The organism is Edwardsiella sp. EA181011 (assembly GCF_000800725.1).
GTDB lineage: Bacteria > Pseudomonadota > Gammaproteobacteria > Enterobacterales > Enterobacteriaceae > Edwardsiella > Edwardsiella anguillarum.
On the sequence record NZ_CP011364.1, the window covers coordinates 1,249,114 to 1,265,356 of the forward strand.

The 16,243-nt window shown below is 63.4% G+C and carries 14 protein-coding genes and 1 other RNA gene; 11 read left to right on the forward strand and 4 right to left on the reverse strand.

Annotation, left to right across the window (positions count from 1 at the left end; all coding sequences use genetic code 11):
• Positions 1–28 precede the first annotated feature (28 nt).
• Both argO and QY76_RS05555 read left to right on the forward strand, forming a co-directional pair.
• Positions 29–646, forward strand: coding sequence for an arginine exporter ArgO (gene argO, locus QY76_RS05550; protein WP_034164711.1), 618 nt, complete (start codon positions 29–31; stop codon positions 644–646).
• 149 nt (positions 647–795) lie between these two features.
• Complete coding sequence (locus QY76_RS05555; RefSeq protein WP_034164710.1) at positions 796–1,515, forward strand: oxidative stress defense protein; 720 nt, start codon at positions 796–798, stop codon at positions 1,513–1,515.
• Positions 1,516–1,587: 72 nt separating this feature from the next.
• Here QY76_RS05555 and QY76_RS05560 read toward each other — a convergent pair whose 3' ends face one another.
• Positions 1,588–2,481 carry a LysR family transcriptional regulator ArgP gene (locus QY76_RS05560; protein ID WP_034164709.1) on the reverse strand — a complete coding sequence of 298 codons (894 nt, stop codon included), beginning with the start codon at positions 2,479–2,481 and terminating at the stop codon, positions 1,588–1,590.
• Positions 2,482–2,784: 303 nt separating this feature from the next.
• On the opposite strand from QY76_RS05560, the gene rpiA reads away from it, so the two are divergent.
• Both rpiA and serA read left to right on the forward strand, forming a co-directional pair.
• Positions 2,785–3,444 (forward strand): ribose-5-phosphate isomerase RpiA, encoded by a 660-nt coding sequence (rpiA, locus tag QY76_RS05565; RefSeq protein WP_034164708.1) that lies wholly within the window; start codon positions 2,785–2,787, stop codon positions 3,442–3,444.
• A 310-nt stretch (positions 3,445–3,754) separates the two neighbouring features.
• Entirely contained in the window at positions 3,755–4,993 is a 1,239-nt protein-coding gene (serA, locus tag QY76_RS05570; RefSeq protein ID WP_034164707.1) for a phosphoglycerate dehydrogenase, read from the forward strand.
• Here serA and QY76_RS05575 read toward each other — a convergent pair.
• From QY76_RS05575 to zapA, 3 genes are all read right to left on the reverse strand, one after another.
• A complete protein-coding gene (locus QY76_RS05575) occupies positions 4,990–5,616 on the reverse strand; it encodes a 5-formyltetrahydrofolate cyclo-ligase (protein WP_045426705.1) in 627 nt (208 codons plus the stop codon). The two genes, serA and QY76_RS05575, sit on opposite strands and share 4 nt — an antisense overlap.
• Before the next feature lie 33 nt (positions 5,617–5,649).
• A non-coding RNA gene (gene ssrS / locus QY76_RS17715) (6S RNA) lies at positions 5,650–5,831 on the reverse strand.
• Between the two features lie 100 nt (positions 5,832–5,931).
• A complete protein-coding gene (gene zapA, locus QY76_RS05580; RefSeq protein ID WP_005282128.1) occupies positions 5,932–6,261 on the reverse strand; it encodes a cell division protein ZapA in 330 nt (109 codons plus the stop codon).
• 178 nt (positions 6,262–6,439) lie between these two features.
• Here zapA and QY76_RS05585 point away from each other — a divergent pair, with 178 nt between their 5' ends.
• The 7 genes from QY76_RS05585 to gcvP all read left to right on the forward strand — a co-directional run bounded on the left by QY76_RS05585 (position 6,440) and on the right by gcvP (position 15,854).
• The gene (locus tag QY76_RS05585; protein ID WP_034164705.1) at positions 6,440–7,012 is read left to right on the forward strand and encodes a YecA family protein; all 573 of its coding nucleotides are present in this window, start codon (positions 6,440–6,442) and stop codon (positions 7,010–7,012) included.
• 204 nt (positions 7,013–7,216) lie between these two features.
• A complete protein-coding gene (gene pepP, locus QY76_RS05590; protein ID WP_034164704.1) occupies positions 7,217–8,539 on the forward strand; it encodes a Xaa-Pro aminopeptidase in 1,323 nt (440 codons plus the stop codon).
• On the forward strand, positions 8,536–9,714 hold the full coding sequence (gene ubiH / locus QY76_RS05595; protein WP_045426708.1) for a 2-octaprenyl-6-methoxyphenyl hydroxylase: 1,179 nt from the start codon (positions 8,536–8,538) through the stop codon (positions 9,712–9,714). The genes pepP and ubiH overlap by 4 nt, the downstream gene beginning before the upstream one ends.
• Positions 9,715–9,742: 28 nt before the next feature.
• Complete coding sequence (gene ubiI / locus QY76_RS05600; protein WP_045426711.1) at positions 9,743–10,948, forward strand: FAD-dependent 2-octaprenylphenol hydroxylase; 1,206 nt, start codon at positions 9,743–9,745, stop codon at positions 10,946–10,948.
• A gap of 384 nt (positions 10,949–11,332) precedes the next feature.
• Positions 11,333–12,457 (forward strand): glycine cleavage system aminomethyltransferase GcvT, encoded by a 1,125-nt coding sequence (gene gcvT, locus QY76_RS05605; protein ID WP_045426714.1) that lies wholly within the window; start codon positions 11,333–11,335, stop codon positions 12,455–12,457.
• A 38-nt stretch (positions 12,458–12,495) separates the two neighbouring features.
• Positions 12,496–12,882, forward strand: a complete 387-nt coding sequence (gcvH, locus tag QY76_RS05610) for a glycine cleavage system protein GcvH (RefSeq protein ID WP_034164699.1) — start codon at positions 12,496–12,498, stop codon at positions 12,880–12,882.
• An 89-nt stretch (positions 12,883–12,971) separates the two neighbouring features.
• A complete protein-coding gene (gene gcvP, locus QY76_RS05615; protein ID WP_045426718.1) occupies positions 12,972–15,854 on the forward strand; it encodes an aminomethyl-transferring glycine dehydrogenase in 2,883 nt (960 codons plus the stop codon).
• The last annotated feature ends 389 nt before the right edge of the window (positions 15,855–16,243 follow it).

A 16,243-nucleotide genomic window follows, 5' to 3' on the forward strand; every position in this document is an offset into this window, starting at 1 on the left:
GCATTCCCTCTTCTGAAGGATTATCGTTATGTTCTCTGTATTTGCACAGGGATTTGCCCTGGGCGCGGCGCTGATTTTGCCGCTGGGACCGCAGAATATGTTCGTGCTTAGCCACGGTATCCGGCGCCGCTATCACCTAACCATCGCCGCGCTGTGCGCCCTGAGCGATCTGGCGCTGATCTGCGCCGGGGTCTTCGGCGGCAGCGCGCTGCTGCTGCGGTCGCCGCTGCTGCTGCAGCTGGTGACCTGGGGCGGCGTGGCGTTTTTGCTGTGGTATGGCTGGGGGGCCTGGCGAACGGCGCTCCGTCCTGTGCAGGCGTCGATGGACGACAGCCTGATGCAGCAGGGGCGCTGGCGGATCATCGTCACGCTGCTGGCGGTGACCTGGCTTAATCCGCACGTCTATCTGGATACCTTTGTGGTGCTCGGTAGCCTGGGAGGACAGCTGGTGGCCGATGCCCGGCGCTGGTTTGCCTTTGGGGCGGTCAGCGCCTCGGTAGTGTGGTTCTTCAGCCTGGCGCTGCTGGCGGCCTGGCTGGCCCCCTGGCTGAGCCGCCCGCGCGCCCAGCGGGCGATCAACCTGGCCGTCGGCGGAGTGATGTGGTTTATTGCGCTCGCGCTGGCGCGTCAGGGGCTAGCCATGTAGGGAATATCCGATTCACGTCGCGCCATCGGCGCGCTATGCTAACAATACATCCGTCGGCGATCGGCCGGCGGGAGAGGGCCGGGCCCCAGGGGTCGGCGCGTGACAGAGGGGAAGCCCCTGGCAACGTGGTAGTGAACCGGAGGATAACCGTGAAATTAACAGTATTGGCCTTGGCTACAATGATGGGAGTCGGTGGCATGGCCGCCGGTGTTCAGGCGGCAGAAGTGCCGGAGGGGCCGCATGTCGTGACGTCGGGTACCGCCAGCGTGGACGCCGTCCCCGACATGGCGACCCTGACCTTTCAGGTTAACGCCAGCGCTAAGGATGCCGCCGGTGCCAAATCTCAGGTCGATCAGCGGGTGGCCAAATATTTTGATTTTCTCAAGCGTAGCGGCATCGACCCGCAGGATATCAGCGCCGCCAATCTGTATACCATGCCGGAGTATGAGTATCAGAAAGACGGGAAAAGCCAGCTGAAGGGATACCGCGCCGTGCGCACGGTACAGGTGACGCTGCGCCAGCTGGATAAGCTGAACAGCCTGCTGGACGGGGCGCTGAAGGCCAACCTCAATGAGATCCGCTCCGTCGAACTGGGCGTGGCCAAACCCGAGGCGTACCGTGACAAGGCGCGCCAGATGGCGATCAAGAACGCCATCTCCCAGGCGGAGTCCTTGGCGCAGGGATTCGGGGTGACGCTGGGGCCGGTCTACAGCGTCCGTTACCACGTCTCCAACTTCCAGCCGGAGCCGGTGACGCGCATGTACGCAGCGGCGCCGTCCGCCAATCAAACCTCGGCGGCACAGACCTATGAGCAGCAGACGATTCACTTCGACGATCGGGTTGAGGTGGTATTTAACCTGAGTAAATAACGGCTTGATGGTGGGCGGGATCGATCGCCGATCCCGCTCTGTCGAGACGCGCTCCCCGCGTGGAGGGGGCGTCTAGTCCTGACGCAGCACGTCGCGGCCGTGGCTTATCAGCGCATCGGTGACCCGACGCATCAGGCGGCTCTCCGGGGCAAAACGGTGCCAGTACAGCATGCGGCGCTGCACCATGCCCGGCGTCAGATCGATCAGCACCCCTTCGCGCAGTTCGCGCTCAACCTGCAGGTGCGGCAGCATACAGCAGGTGGTCCCCTGCAGCGCCAGCTGCACAAACGCTTCCGATGAGTTAACGATATGGCAGGGCACACTGCCCGGCGGCAGTTCGAAGTTCTGCTGCAGGAACGCCTGATGCATGTCGTCCAGGTGGTCGAAGGCGACCGCCGGCGCTTTAAGCAGCGATGAGCGGGTTACCCCGTTGGGGAAGTAGCGGGCGGCAAAGGCGGGAGAGGCGCAGAACAGGTAGTCCAGCGCGCCCAGACGATCCACCAGGCAGCTCGGCAGCGGCTGGGGCTGCAAACTCACCGCGCCGACCACTTCACCGCGGCGCAGCCGCTCCTGGGTGCGGCTTTCGTCCTCGACCTGCAGATTCAGGCGCAGCGGCGAGTCGGCCAGCACCGGCTTCAGGGCCGGCAGCAGCCAGGTTGCCAGGCTGTCGGCGTTGACCGCCAGCGACAGTAGCAGGGGGCCATCGCTGCTGCTGTCATTGCCCAGCCACTCCTCCTCCAGCAGTTCGACCTGGTGCAGCAGCGCCAGCAGACGCTGTCCCTGCTCGGTAGGGCGCGGTGGCACGGTGCGCACCAGCAGCGGCTGACCAAACAGGTTTTCCAACTGCTTGATGCGCTGGGAAACCGCCGACTGCGTGATGCAAAGTTTTTGTGCGGCGCGCTCAAAACCACGTTCGCGGATGACGGCGTCCAGTGCCTGCAAGGTCCGGTAGTCCGGGCGTTTCATTATGGTATTTGTCCCCTTGGTTCCATTTTTGTTATGTATAAAGCGTTATTGCTCACGTCGGGAAAACGGCGCGAACGGCCCGTCCCCCGGCGGGGGAGCCCTGTTCAGGCACCGCGTGGCGGCTGGAGGCGCTACCGTTATCGCAATATGCCACATTTTGGCGGGCGTCGCGGAGAAAATACGCGGGTGCAACGGGAAAAAAACGGAGAGTAGGCGTAAATTTACGCCGCTGCTGTGGGGTATTTACGCGGGCTGCTCTATAATAACGCACACGTTTTCGTAGCAAAGTCCATAGGATACGATATGACGCAGGATGAATTGAAAAAAGCCGTGGGCTGGGCAGCGCTGAAGTATGTGCAGCCTGGGACCATTGTTGGGGTAGGCACCGGCTCCACCGCCTCTCACTTTATTGATGCGCTGGCGACCATGAAGGGCCAGATCGAGGGTGCGGTCTCCAGCTCTGATGCCTCCACCGCCAAGCTGAAAAGCCTGGGGATCCCGGTCTTTGACCTCAACGAGGTGGATGCGTTGGATATCTACGTGGATGGGGCCGATGAGATCAACGGCGCCATGCAGATGATCAAGGGCGGCGGCGCCGCGCTGACGCGTGAGAAGATCGTGGCGGCGGTGGCCAAGACGTTCGTCTGCATCGTCGATGCCTCTAAGCAGGTCGATATTCTGGGGCACTTCCCGCTGCCGGTCGAGGTGATCCCGATGGCGCGCGCCTACGTCGCCCGCGAGCTGGTGAAGCTGGGCGGACAGCCGGTGTATCGTCAGGGCGTCCTGACCGATAACGGCAACGTGATCCTGGATGTACACAACCTGCAGATCATGGAGCCGTGCAAGCTGGAGAACGCCATTAACGCTATCGCCGGCGTCGTGACGGTGGGGCTGTTTGCCAACCGCGGCGCCGACGTGGCGCTGGTCGGCTGCGCTGATGGGGTCAAAACGCTGACCCTGTAATCGCCGCTGGGTGCCCCGCCGAGGCGGGGCGCCGTGCCCGCGGCGGACACTTTTTTCCGCTGTGGTGAAATTTGGTGACATCTATCACGGAGTTTCGCTGATTCAATTTTTCCCGCTGATACATCCCGTCTTATTAATATTTTTTGCCAGTTTATGCCCATCGCGCTATCGCCCGGATGATGCTCGTCGCCGGCCCGTCGCTTGTCGCGAGTGTAATTTTTGTTATGTTGATAAGGCGGCGCCGCGCTGCCGTAGGCGCGCAGGAACCGCGTATTTGCACACCATTTCCTTTCGGACAGTAGGGCAGATCATGGCAAAAGTTTCTTTGGACAAGGACAGAATTAAGTTTTTGCTGGTGGAGGGGGTGCATCAAAGCGCCGTCGATACGTTGCGCGCCGCCGGTTATAACAACATTGAATACCATAAGGGGGCGCTGGATGACGATGCGCTGCGCGAGGCGATCCGCGACGCCCACTTTATCGGCCTGCGCTCGCGCACGCAGCTGAGCGAGGCGATGTTTGCCGCGGCGGAAAAGCTGGTGGCGGTGGGCTGCTTTTGTATCGGAACTAACCAGGTTGATCTGGCCGCGGCGCAGCGCCGCGGTGTCCCGGTGTTTAATGCGCCATTCTCCAACACCCGCTCGGTGGCGGAGATGGTGCTGGGGGAGACCCTACTGCTGCTGCGTAATATTCCGCAGGCCAACGCGTGCGCCCACCGCGGTGAGTGGAGTAAGCAGGCGGTGGGCTGCTATGAGGCGCGCGGTAAGAAGCTGGGGATCATCGGCTATGGCCACATCGGCACGCAGCTAGGGATCCTGGCGGAAGGGATCGGGATGGACGTCTATTTTTATGACATCGAGGGCAAGCTGCCGCTGGGCAACGCGACCCAGGTGCGCCATCTTTCCGAACTGCTGAACATGAGCGACGTGGTATCGCTGCACGTGCCGGAGACCCCATCCACCCGCAATATGATTGGCGCGGCGGAGCTGGCGCGGATGAAGCCCGGCGCGATTCTGATCAACGCCGCGCGCGGTACGGTGGTGGATATCGATGCCCTGTGTCAGGCGCTGGAGAGCCGTCACCTGAGCGGGGCGGCGATCGATGTCTTTCCGACGGAGCCGGCGACCAACAGCGATCCCTTTGCCTCACCGCTGTGCCGCTTCGACAATGTCCTGCTGACGCCGCACATCGGCGGTTCGACCCAGGAGGCCCAGCAGAATATCGGCGTTGAGGTGGCGGGTAAGCTGGCGAAGTACTCCGATAACGGCTCGACCCTGTCGGCGGTGAACTTTCCGCAGGTTTCCCTGCCGATGCATGAGGATCACGTCAGCCGTCTGCTGCACACCCATGAAAACCGCCCGGGGATGCTGAATGCCATCAACCAGATCTTTGCCGAAGAGGGGGTGAATATCGCCGCTCAGTACCTGCAGACCACCCCGACCATCGGCTATGTGGTGATCGACGTGGAAACGGAGACCGAGCGGGCGGAGGCGGCGCTGCAGCGCATGCGCGTGATCCCCGGCACCGTGCGCGCTCGCCTGCTGTACTAAGCGGCGCCGGCGTCGGGCCAGCGATAGTGGGCCCGCGGGGTGATGATCTCCGGCAGCGGCACGTCCCAGGCGGCAACGGGCAGGGCCGCGACGCGCTGGCAGTCGTGGGCCAGACCGATGGGGTAGGGGCCAGCGCCGAGGCGGTGGCGTTGCTGCCACCCCTGCAGCGTGCGATCGTAAAAGCCGCCGCCCATGCCAAGTCGGTGTCCCCGTCGGTCGAAGGCCACCAGCGGGGTCAGGAGCAGATCCAGCCGGGCTAGGGGAATAATCCGGGTGACGTCTAGGCGCGGCTCGGCGATGCCAAAGCGGTTGCGGCACATCGGGGTCTCCGGGGTATATTCCAGAAACAGCAGGTGACCGGGGCTGAACGGATGTAACCGCGGCAGGGCGATCCGGTGGCCGCGCTGCCACAGAGCGTGGATCAGCGGTTGGGTATCCGGCTCGCCGTCAAAGGGTAAATAGAGCGCGATATGTTGGGGCTGGCTCAGTCGCGGCAGCGTCAGCAGGCGATCTTTGAGCGCAAGGGCGGCCTGATTCTGCTGATCGAGGGAAAGCGAGCGGCGCAGCGTACGTAGGCGATGACGAAACTGATGACGGGAAGATAACGCAGGTTCCTGGAACATGGAGCTGACTCCGCGGCAGGACTGGCGTTTTAGGGAATCTCCGAGGTGCCGTAGCAGGCTGTAACCCTTGAACCCGGGGTTCAAGGTGAACATAACGTCACAACTTTAAGGCTTCTCGGAGACCGAGCCTGCTCACCGGTTGTGGAGCGCCACATTCTTAAGGTTTGAAATATCGGCTCAGGGGACTGGCCCGCGCACGAACACCTCAGAGAAATTTGAAATCTTGCTGCTTTGTTACTGTTTATACTAACACAACTTTCGCTTTATGGAACGGCTTTCTTTGTAAATATTGTTGTATAATCAGTAAGTTAATTTTTACTCAAAAGAGGTTCCGGGACGCTCGGTGATGCGTCCTTGCTCCAGCAACGCCTGCTCTATCGTCTGCTGCAGCATGCGGATCCGTTGCTCCATATTGGCGGCATAATCGCGAGTTTTCAATCGCTCTTGCGCCAGTTCGTGACATACGTTCAATGCCGCGATAAAGACCAACTGCTCCGTATTGGTGACTCTAGTGCGAACTTTCAGATCTTGCAACCGCTGATTCAGATCCTCTGCGGCCTGGTTTAAGGCATCCAGTTGTTCTGGCGGACAATTAACACGCAGTGCGCGGCCAAAAATTTGAATATCTACCGGTTGTGCAGACATACTATCTTCCTGCTAGGTTTTGCGCCGCGTTCCACTGTAGAACGCTGTGGGCGCTAACTATATCTACCCCGCTATGCAGTGACAAGCCCTCGGCTTGCGATACGGCCCTTTCTGGTATAGCGACTCATCTTGGTGGTAGCATAACACGAACTTTATCAGCCAACGATGACCAATACGTATGTCTACAGAGAATAGCCTGGCGGATTACGCCACCCTGACGCAGGCCCTGCAGCAGCAGGGCGTGGCGCTGACCGCCGCCGAAATGCACGGATTACTCAGCGGCCTGCTGTGCGGCGGCAATCGCGATGACAGCTGGCTGACGCTGGTGCACGATCTGACCAACGAAGGCACGGCGTTTTCCCTGAGCCTGTCGCAGCCGCTGCAGGCGCTGTATGGGCAGACGCGCGGCGCGCTGGAGGGCGATGAGTTCGCCTTCCAACTGCTGCTGCCGGGCGAGGATGACGCCTCGGTATTCGTCCGCGCCGATGCGCTGGCCGGGTGGGTGAACCATTTCTTGCTGGGGCTGGGCATGATGCAAGCCAAGCTGGGACAGGTTAAAGGCGACGTGGGCGAATCCATCGACGATCTGCGTAGCATCGCTCAGCTGGGCTACGACGAGGATGAAGATCAGGAGGCGCTGGCCCACTCTCTGGAGGAGGTTGCGGAGTATGTCCGCATGGCCGCCATGCTGTGCCACGGCGAGTTCAGCCGCCGCGGGGCGCCAGCGTCCGACGCGCCCCGCCTGCACTGATCGGCGCGGCTGACGGATGAGCGGCGGCGGGACCGTCGGTGCCGTCGGCGGAGCGTCGCCGTTGTGGATGCGTATTGATCGCGCGCATTATTGCGGGATACGGCCTGGACGTATCCCGTTTTAATAACCGGTTTGTATTATGGAGACAGGGTGCAGCCGCCGGGCTGCCCTGCCGTTTGACCCGCCTATTGTCAGGAGATGGATATGACCCCGCAAGAGTATCAGCGTCGCCGTCAGGCGCTGCTGGCCAAAATGCAACCGGGCAGCGCCGCACTGTTTTTCGCGGCGCCGGTCCGCTGCCGCAATGCCGAAAACGAATACCCCTATCGCCAGAACAGCGATTTCTGGTACCTATGCGGATTCAATGAGCCGGAGGCGCTGCTGGTGCTGATTAAAAGCGCCGACAACCATAGCCACAGCGTGCTGTTCAATCGGGTGCGAGACGTCACGGCAGAGGTTTGGTTTGGCCGTCGTCTGGGACAAGAGGCGGCGCCGGCGCGGCTGAATATCGATCGCGCTCTGCCGTACGGCGACGTGGAGGAGCAACTGCCGCTGCTGCTCAACGGTCTGGACGTGGTGTATCACGCGCAGGGCATGTATGACTTCGCCGATGCGATGCTCTTTTCCGCGCTGGAGACGCTGCGCCGCGGCGCCCGTCAGAGCCTGCGTGCGCCCGCGACCCTGACGGACTGGCGGCCTTGGGTGCATGAGATGCGGCTGTTCAAGTCGGCGGAGGAGATCGCCGTCATGCGGCGCGCCGCCGAGATCACCGCACAGGGCCATACCCGGGCGATGGAGAAGTGCCGTCCGGGGATGTATGAGTATCAGCTGGAGGGCGAGCTGCTGCACGAGTTCAACCGACACGGCGCGCGGGCCCCCTCCTTCAATACCATCGTGGGCAGCGGCGAGAACGCCTGTATCCTGCATTACACTGAAAACGAAAGTGAAATGAAAGAGGGCGATCTGGTGCTGGTGGATGCCGGCGCCGAGTTCCGCCACTATGCCGGCGATATCACCCGAACCTTCCCGGTCAGCGGCCGCTTTAGCGAGCCCCAGCGTCAGATTTATCAGCTGGTGCTGGCGTCGATGGCGGCGGGGCTTGAGTACTATCGTCCCGGCAGCAGCCTGCGCGAGGCGCAGGAGGCCACGGTGCAGATGATGGTGACCGGCCTGGTGGCGCTGGGGATCCTGCAGGGAGAGGTCGAGCAGCTGATCGCGCAGCAGAAGCATCGGGCGTTCTTTATGCACGGCCTCGGGCATTGGCTGGGGCTGGATGTCCACGACGTTGGCGACTATGCGACGCCGGCGCGCGATCGTACGCTGGAGCCGGGAATGGTGCTGACCTGCGAGCCGGGGCTGTATATCGCACCCGATGCCGATGTGCCGCTGGCCTATCGCGGCATCGGGGTGCGGATTGAGGATGATGTGCTGATCACCGAGGCGGGCTGCGAGATCTTGACCGAGGGCGTCGTGAAATCGGTCGAGGCGATCGAAGCACTGATGGCGGCGGCGCGGGCGCGGGAATGAGCATCATCATCGCCGGCGGCGGCATGGCGGGCGCGACGCTGGCGCTGGCGCTGTCGGCGTTGAGCGGCGGGCGCTGTGCGGTAACGCTGGTGGAGGCAGTCGCTCCCGGCGCCGATGCGCACCCCGGATTTGACGCCCGCGCCATCGCGCTGGCCCACGGTACCTGTCAGCAGCTGGCGCAGATCGGCGTCTGGCCGGCGCTGGCCTCCTGCGCGACCGCGATTCGTCAGGTGCAGATAAGCGACCGCGGCCACGGCGGAGCGCTGTGGCTGGACGCCGATGCGTACGATCTCCCCGCGCTGGGGCAGGTGATCCCGCTGCATCAGGCCGGCACCCGTCTGTTTCGGCTGTTGGCGTCGGCGCCGGGTGTGACGCTGCTCTGTCCGGCGACGCTGGCGCGGGTGGAGCGTCGCGTCGACGGCGTGACGGCCTGGCTGGCGGATGGCCGTTGCTTACAGGGACGGCTATTGGTGGCCGCCGACGGAGCCTCATCGCCTCTGGCGCAGATGTGCGGCATGGGGTGGCACAGCGAGGCGTATGAGCAGACGGCGCTGATCGCCACGCTGGCTACCCGCGAGGTGCACCGTGGACGCGCCTTTGAGCGTTTTACGCCGGACGGGCCGCTGGCGCTGCTGCCGATGGCGGAGGGGCGGAGCACGCTGGTCTGGTGTCTGCCGCCGGCGCAGGCGGCACAGGCGATGCTGTGGGATGATGCCTCGTTTCTGCATCATCTGCAGCAGGCCTTTGGCTGGCGCCTGGGGCGCTTGACGCACTGCGGCCGGCGCGATAGCTACCCGCTGAGCCTACGTCGGGCGCACGGGCATATCGGCTACCGTCTGGCGCTGGTCGGCAATGCGGCGCAGACGCTGCACCCGATTGCTGGGCAAGGATTTAACCTGGGGTTGCGCGATGTGATGACGCTGGCGGAGACCCTGAGTGATGCGCTGCGGCGCGGGGAGGATCCCGGCGCCTATCGGACGCTGGCGCGCTATCAAGGGCGGCGTCAGCCCGACTGCGCGGCGACTGTTGCGCTGACCGACTGTCTGGTGCGGCTGTTCGCCAACCGTCTGCCGCCGCTGGCGGTCGGGCGTAATCTGGGACTGATGGCGCTGGCGCTGACGCCGCCGCTGCGCACACCGCTGGTGCGGCGCACGCTGGGTCAGGTCGCCCGTTAGTCCGCCGTTGCTGGGGAAACAGGAAGCTATGCAATCATTCGATATTATTGTTGTCGGCGGCGGTATGGTCGGTCTGGCGCTGGCCAATGCCCTGTCCGGCAGCGGGCTGCGCATCGCGGTGGTCGAGCCGCGTGCGCCGGCACCAACGACCGTGCGGCGGGTGTCCGCGCTGAATATCGCCAGCGAGCGTCTACTACAGCAGCTGGGCGTCTGGCCTCAGATCCTGGCGCAGGGTGCCGCGCCCTGTCGCGGCATGGCGGTATGGGAGGCGGACAGCTTTGGTCGTATCGCCTTTGACGCCGCGGACTATGGGCATCTCCACCTGGGCCACATCGTGGAGAACCAGGCGGTACAGACGGCGCTGTGGCAGCGGGCCGAGCAGGATAAGGGGATCACTTTGATGACGCCGGCGACCCTTGCGCAGGTGGCCTGGGGAGAGAGTGAGGCGTTTGTGACGCTGGATAACGGGACGATGCTCAGCGCGCGGCTGCTGGTCGGCGCCGACGGTGCCCACTCGGCCCTGCGCCGTCAGGCCGACGTACCGCTGACGTTCTGGGACTACCAGCATCATGCGCTGGTGGCGACGATCCGCTGTGAGCAGCCCCATGACCAGATCGCGCGTCAGATCTTTCACCCGCAGGGGATCCTGGCGTTTTTACCGCTGCGGGATCCCAACCTGTGCTCTATCGTGTGGTCGCTGCCGCCGCAGGAGGCACAGCGCATGTACGCGGCCGCGCCGCCGCTGTTTGAGCGTGCGCTGACCATCGCCTTCGATCATCGGCTTGGCCGCTGCCAGTGCGTCGGCGAACGGGCGCTGTTTCCCTTGCAGGGGCGCTATGCCCGCAGCTTTGCCGGACACCGCTTGGCCCTGATGGGGGATGCGGCGCACACCGTGCATCCGCTGGCCGGTCAGGGGGTTAATCTGGGGTTGATGGATGCGGCGGAGCTGGCGGGTGAGCTGTGCCGCCTGCAGGCCCAGGGCAAGGACATCGGACACCATCTGTATCTGCGCCGCTATGAGCGTCGGCGCAAGCACAGCGCCGCCGTGATGCTGGCGGCGATGCAGGGGTTCCGCGATCTGTTCGCCGGGGCCAACCCGGCGAAGAAACTGCTGCGTGACCTGGGGCTGACGCTGGCCGATCGCCTGCCGGGGGTGAAGCCTCAGCTGGTGCGCCATGCCATGGGACTGGCGGATCTGCCTGCGCTGCTGCGGGCGGCGCCGTCGGACGAATAAAGATCGGGCGCCTCGCCCGCGGATGCCCTCCGCGGGTGAAATATTCTAATCCTATCCCCGCCGTTTGAATTAGTTTTTCTCATCTCCCCGTTTTTTATCCCTGCTGTTTTCTGCTTTCCTTAATCTGTTAAGGTTATACATAGGCAATAAAAATGCAGCAACTATGTTAATTTTGTGCTGATGTGCGCATTTTTTCAGCAAGATATTCTGCATTATCATCCTATCGTCCCGGCGGGGTTAGCGTTGTTACGCCTATTTTATCTTATGGTTAATTCGCTGTTTCAGTGATACCGTCGGGCAGAGATGTATCGATTGCGCGCCGCGGAGGGGCCGCGGCGGCGCGAGCGCAGCCGCTTACGGCCGCATACTCAGTCGAGGATGAGAATGGCAAAACAGACGGTGCTTTATGATCAACATGTGGCCGACGGGGCGCGCATGGTGGATTTTCATGGCTGGATGATGCCGCTGCACTATGGCTCCCAGCTGGAGGAGCACCATGCGGTGCGCAGCGATGCCGGGATGTTTGATGTTTCCCATATGACCATCGTGGATCTGCACGGGGTCAGGGTACGAGAGTTCCTGCGCCATCTGTTGGCCAACGATGTGGCGCGCCTGACACAGCCGGGTAAGGCGCTGTACAGCGCGATGCTGAACGCCAGCGGCGGGGTGATCGACGATCTGATCGTCTACTTTCTGATGGATCAGCAGTTTCGTCTGGTGGTCAACTCGGCGACCCGCGAGCGGGATTTAGCCTGGATTGGCGAGCATGCGCTTGCCTTTGGCGTTGAGCTGCGCGAGCGGCGCGATCTGGCGCTGATCGCGGTGCAGGGACCAACGGCCCGTCAGCGGGTGGATGCGCTGCTAACGCCGGCGCAGCGTCAGACGATCGCCGGGATGCAACCCTTCTTCGGCCGTCAGGCGGGATCGCTGTTTATCGCCACCACCGGCTACACCGGGGAGGATGGCTATGAGATAGCGCTACCGCAGGAGGCGGCGGCGGCCTTCTGGCAGCGGCTGGTACAGGCGGGCATCAGGCCCTGCGGGCTGGCCGCCCGCGACACGCTGCGTCTGGAGGCCGGAATGAACCTGTATGGTCAAGAGATGGATGAGCGGATCTCGCCGCTGGCGGCCAACATGGGCTGGACCATCGCCTGGGCGCCGCCGGAGCGTGACTTTATTGGCCGGGCGGCGCTGGAGCGTCAGCAGGGCCAGCATCCTGAACAGCTGGTCGGGCTGGTGATGCGGGAGAAAGGGGTGCTGCGGGCGGGCATGACGATCCGTTTCCGCGATGGACAGGGGAACGCCTGTCAGGGGACGATCACCAGCGGCTCGTTCTCGCCGACGCTGGGGTGCAGCATCGCCCTGGCGCGGGTACCGCAGGGGATCAGCGGCGAGGCGTGGGTCGAGATTCGCGGTCGCGAGCTGGCGCTCAGCGTGGTGAAACCGGGCTTTGTTCGTTACGGCCGCAGCCTGATCCCGTCCGTCGATGCGGCGGCGATAGGCAACTAACCAAGTGAAGCAACACATAACTCTAGGAGAGGATGGCGATGAGCAATGTGCCGACAGAGTTGAAGTATACCGCGTCCCATGAGTGGGTACGCGCGGAGGCAAACGGGGTCTTTTGCGTCGGGATCACCGATCATGCCCAGGGGCTGCTGGGCGATATGGTGTTTGTGGATCTGCCGGAGGTAGGGGCGCACATCGACACCGGCGCGGAGTGCGCGGTGGCCGAGTCGGTCAAGGCGGCGTCGGACATCTACAGCCCGCTGGCGGGGGAGATCGTGGCCGTAAACGGTTCACTGGAGGAGGCGCCGGAGCAGGTCAACGCAGCGCCCTATGATGAGGGCTGGCTGTTCCGTATCCGGGCCGACGATCCCGCCGAGTTTGCGGCGCTGCTCAGCGCCGAAGGGTATCTGGCCGCGCTGGACGAATAAGCGCGTGACCGCCGGGCCGCCCCAGTGGCGGCCTTTTCGTATGATTTGCCGGGCGCCGGGCTGCGGCGCGATCCAGGAATGCGTAAGCCATGACTCAGACCCTTACTCAGCTTGAAAACAGTGACGCTTTTATTGCCCGCCATATCGGCCCCACGCTGGAGGAGCAGCAGCAGATGTTGGCGCAGATTGGTGCAGCGGATCTCGATACGCTGCTGGCGCACATCGTCCCGGCGGATATTCAGCTGCCCGCCGCGCCGCCCATCGGCGCCGCCTGCAGCGAGCAGCAGGCGCTGGACGAGCTGCGGGCGATCGCCGCGCAAAACCAGTGCTACAGATCGTTTATCGGCATGGGCTATTACGGCGTGCAGACGCCGCCGGCCATCCAGCGCAACATGCTGGAGAACCCCGGCTGGTATACCGCCTATACCCCTTATCAGCCGGAGGTATCCCAGGGGCGTCTGGAGGCGCTGCTTAACTTTCAGCAGATGACGCTGGATCTGACCGGGCTGGAGCTGGCCTCGGCGTCGCTGCTTGACGAGGCGACCGCCGCCGCCGAGGCGATGGCGCTGGCGCGGCGCGCCAGCCGCCTGAAGCAGGCCAATACGTTCTTTATCGCGCAGGATGTGCACCCGCAGACCATCGACGTGGTCTGTACCCGGGCCGCGACCTGCGGGGTTGAGGTGATCATCGATGATGCCCGGCGGGCGGCGGATCACCGCGATCTGTTCGGGGTGCTGCTGCAGCAGGTCGGCACGCAGGGCGAGCTGCATGACTATCGTGCGCTGATGGACTCCCTGCGCGAGCGCGGGGTGATCACCTGCATGGCGGCCGATCCGCTGGCGCTGGTGCTGCTGGAGGCGCCGGGGCGTCAGGGAGCCGACGTGGTGTTTGGCTCCGCTCAACGCTTTGGCGTGCCGATGGGCTACGGTGGCCCCCACGCCGCCTTCTTTGCCTGTCGCGAGGCGTTTAAGCGCGCCATGCCGGGGCGGATTATCGGCGTCGCGCGGGATGCCGCCGGGGAGCCGGCCCTGCGCATGGCGATGCAGACGCGTGAACAGCATATCCGGCGGGAAAAGGCCAACTCCAACATCTGTACTTCGCAGGTGCTGCTGGCCAATATCGCCGGTATGTATGCGGTGTATCACGGTCCGCAGGGGCTGCGGCGCATTGCCGAACGGGTTCACCGCCTGGCGGATATTCTGGCGCTCGGCCTGCAGCAAAAGGGGATGACGCTGCGCAACCACCGCTGGTTCGATACCCTGACGGTGGCGGTGCCCGACAAGGGGGCGGTGCTGGCGCGGGCCCTCGGCTTTGGCATCAACCTGCGCGGCGATCTGGATGGCGCGGTCGGCATCAGCTTTGACGAGTGCAGCACGCGCGACGATCTGGAGGCGCTGTTTACCATCCTGCTCGGAGACGGCCATGCGCTGAATATCGATACCCTGGATACGCTGGCGCAGGAGGCCTGCGAAGGCAGCATTCCGGCGGCGCTGCTGCGCCGCGAGCCGATCCTGACGCATCCGGTGTTCAACCGCTATCACAGCGAAACCGCCCTGATGCGCTATATGCACGCGCTGGAGCGGCGCGATCTGGCGCTGAATCAGGCGATGATCCCGCTGGGCTCCTGTACCATGAAGCTGAATGCCGCCGCCGAGATGATCCCGATCACCTGGCCCGAATTCGCCGCGCTGCACCCGTTCTGTCCGCCGGAGCAGGCGCAGGGCTACCGGCTTCTGCTGAGCCAGCTGGCGGAGTGGCTGGTGCAGCTGACGGGGTATGACGCCGTCTGTCTACAGCCCAACTCCGGCGCACAGGGGGAGTATGCCGGTCTGCTGGCGATCCGCCGCTATCATGAAAGCCGGGGCGAGGGGCAGCGTACTCGCTGCCTGATCCCGGCCTCGGCCCACGGCACCAACCCGGCCTCGGCGCAGATGGCCGGGATGGAGGTCGAGGTAGTGGCGTGTGATGAGCAGGGCAATATCGATCTGCACGATCTGCGTGAGCGGGCGCGGCAGGCGGGGGAGCGCCTGGCGGCGATCATGGTGACCTACCCCTCGACCCACGGCGTATATGAAGAGACCATTCGCGAGGTGTGCCAGATAGTGCATCAGTACGGTGGTCAGGTGTACCTGGACGGCGCCAACATGAACGCGCAGGTCGGGATCACCACGCCCGGCTATATCGGCGCCGATGTCTCGCACCTGAATCTACATAAAACCTTCGCCATCCCGCACGGCGGCGGCGGGCCGGGAATGGGGCCGATCGGCGTCAAGGCTCACCTGGCGCCCTTTGTTCCCGGCCACCGGGTGGTGCAGCTGGCCGGCCTGACCACCCGCCAGGGCGCGGTCAGCGCCGCACCGTTCGGCAGCGCATCCATTCTGCCCATCAGCTGGATGTATATTCGCATGATGGGGGCCGATGGGCTGCGCGGCGCCAGCGCGGTGGCGATCCTGAACGCTAACTATATCGCCCGCCGTCTGGGGGCGGTCTACCCGGTGCTGTACCGCGGGAAGACGGGCTATGTGGCCCACGAGTGTATCCTGGATCTGCGCCCGCTGAAGGCGCGCAGCGGCATCAGCGAAATGGATATCGCCAAGCGTCTGATCGACTATGGCTTCCACGCACCGACCATGTCCTTCCCGGTCGCCGGTACGCTGATGGTCGAACCGACGGAGTCGGAGAATAAGGCCGAACTGGATCGCTTTATCGCTGCCATGCTGGCGATTCACGATGAGATCGCGCGCGTTGAGGCCGGTGAGTGGCCGCTGCAGGATAACCCGTTGGTCAATGCGCCCCACACCCAACGAGAGCTGGTGGGCGAGTGGCATCACCCCTATGGGCGTGAGCTGGCGGTGTTTCCCACGCCGCAGACGCGGGATAACAAGTACTGGCCGGCGGTGAAGCGCCTGGATGATGTCTATGGCGATCGCCATCTGCAGTGCTCCTGTCCGCCGCTGAGCGACTGGGCATAGGTTATCCCACGCGGGCGGGCGATCGGTGACGGTCGCCCGCTTTTTTTGCACGGCTTCCGCGCGCCGGATCGATGGCGCACCCGGTTCTCCCGGGGCGTGTCCGCTTTTTATGAACATTTTATGTATGAAATATTCTAATTTATTATCCAGTGGATAACGAACGACGCATCTGGCGCTTTTGTATTAAAAATCAATTAAAATCATTTTATTACATTTTGATCGTCTGTTATTACTTGCGCTAATCATCACTTTTATTCATGCGTTGATCGGCGATTTCCCCGGCTGGCCAGGGGGGTAAAGTGTGATAGAGTTCTCATCGTGAAATGTTGCCATTGCGGAGAGGCGTTTTTCTCCGCCCGCCGGCAGCGTACCGCTCCCGCGTTTATCCG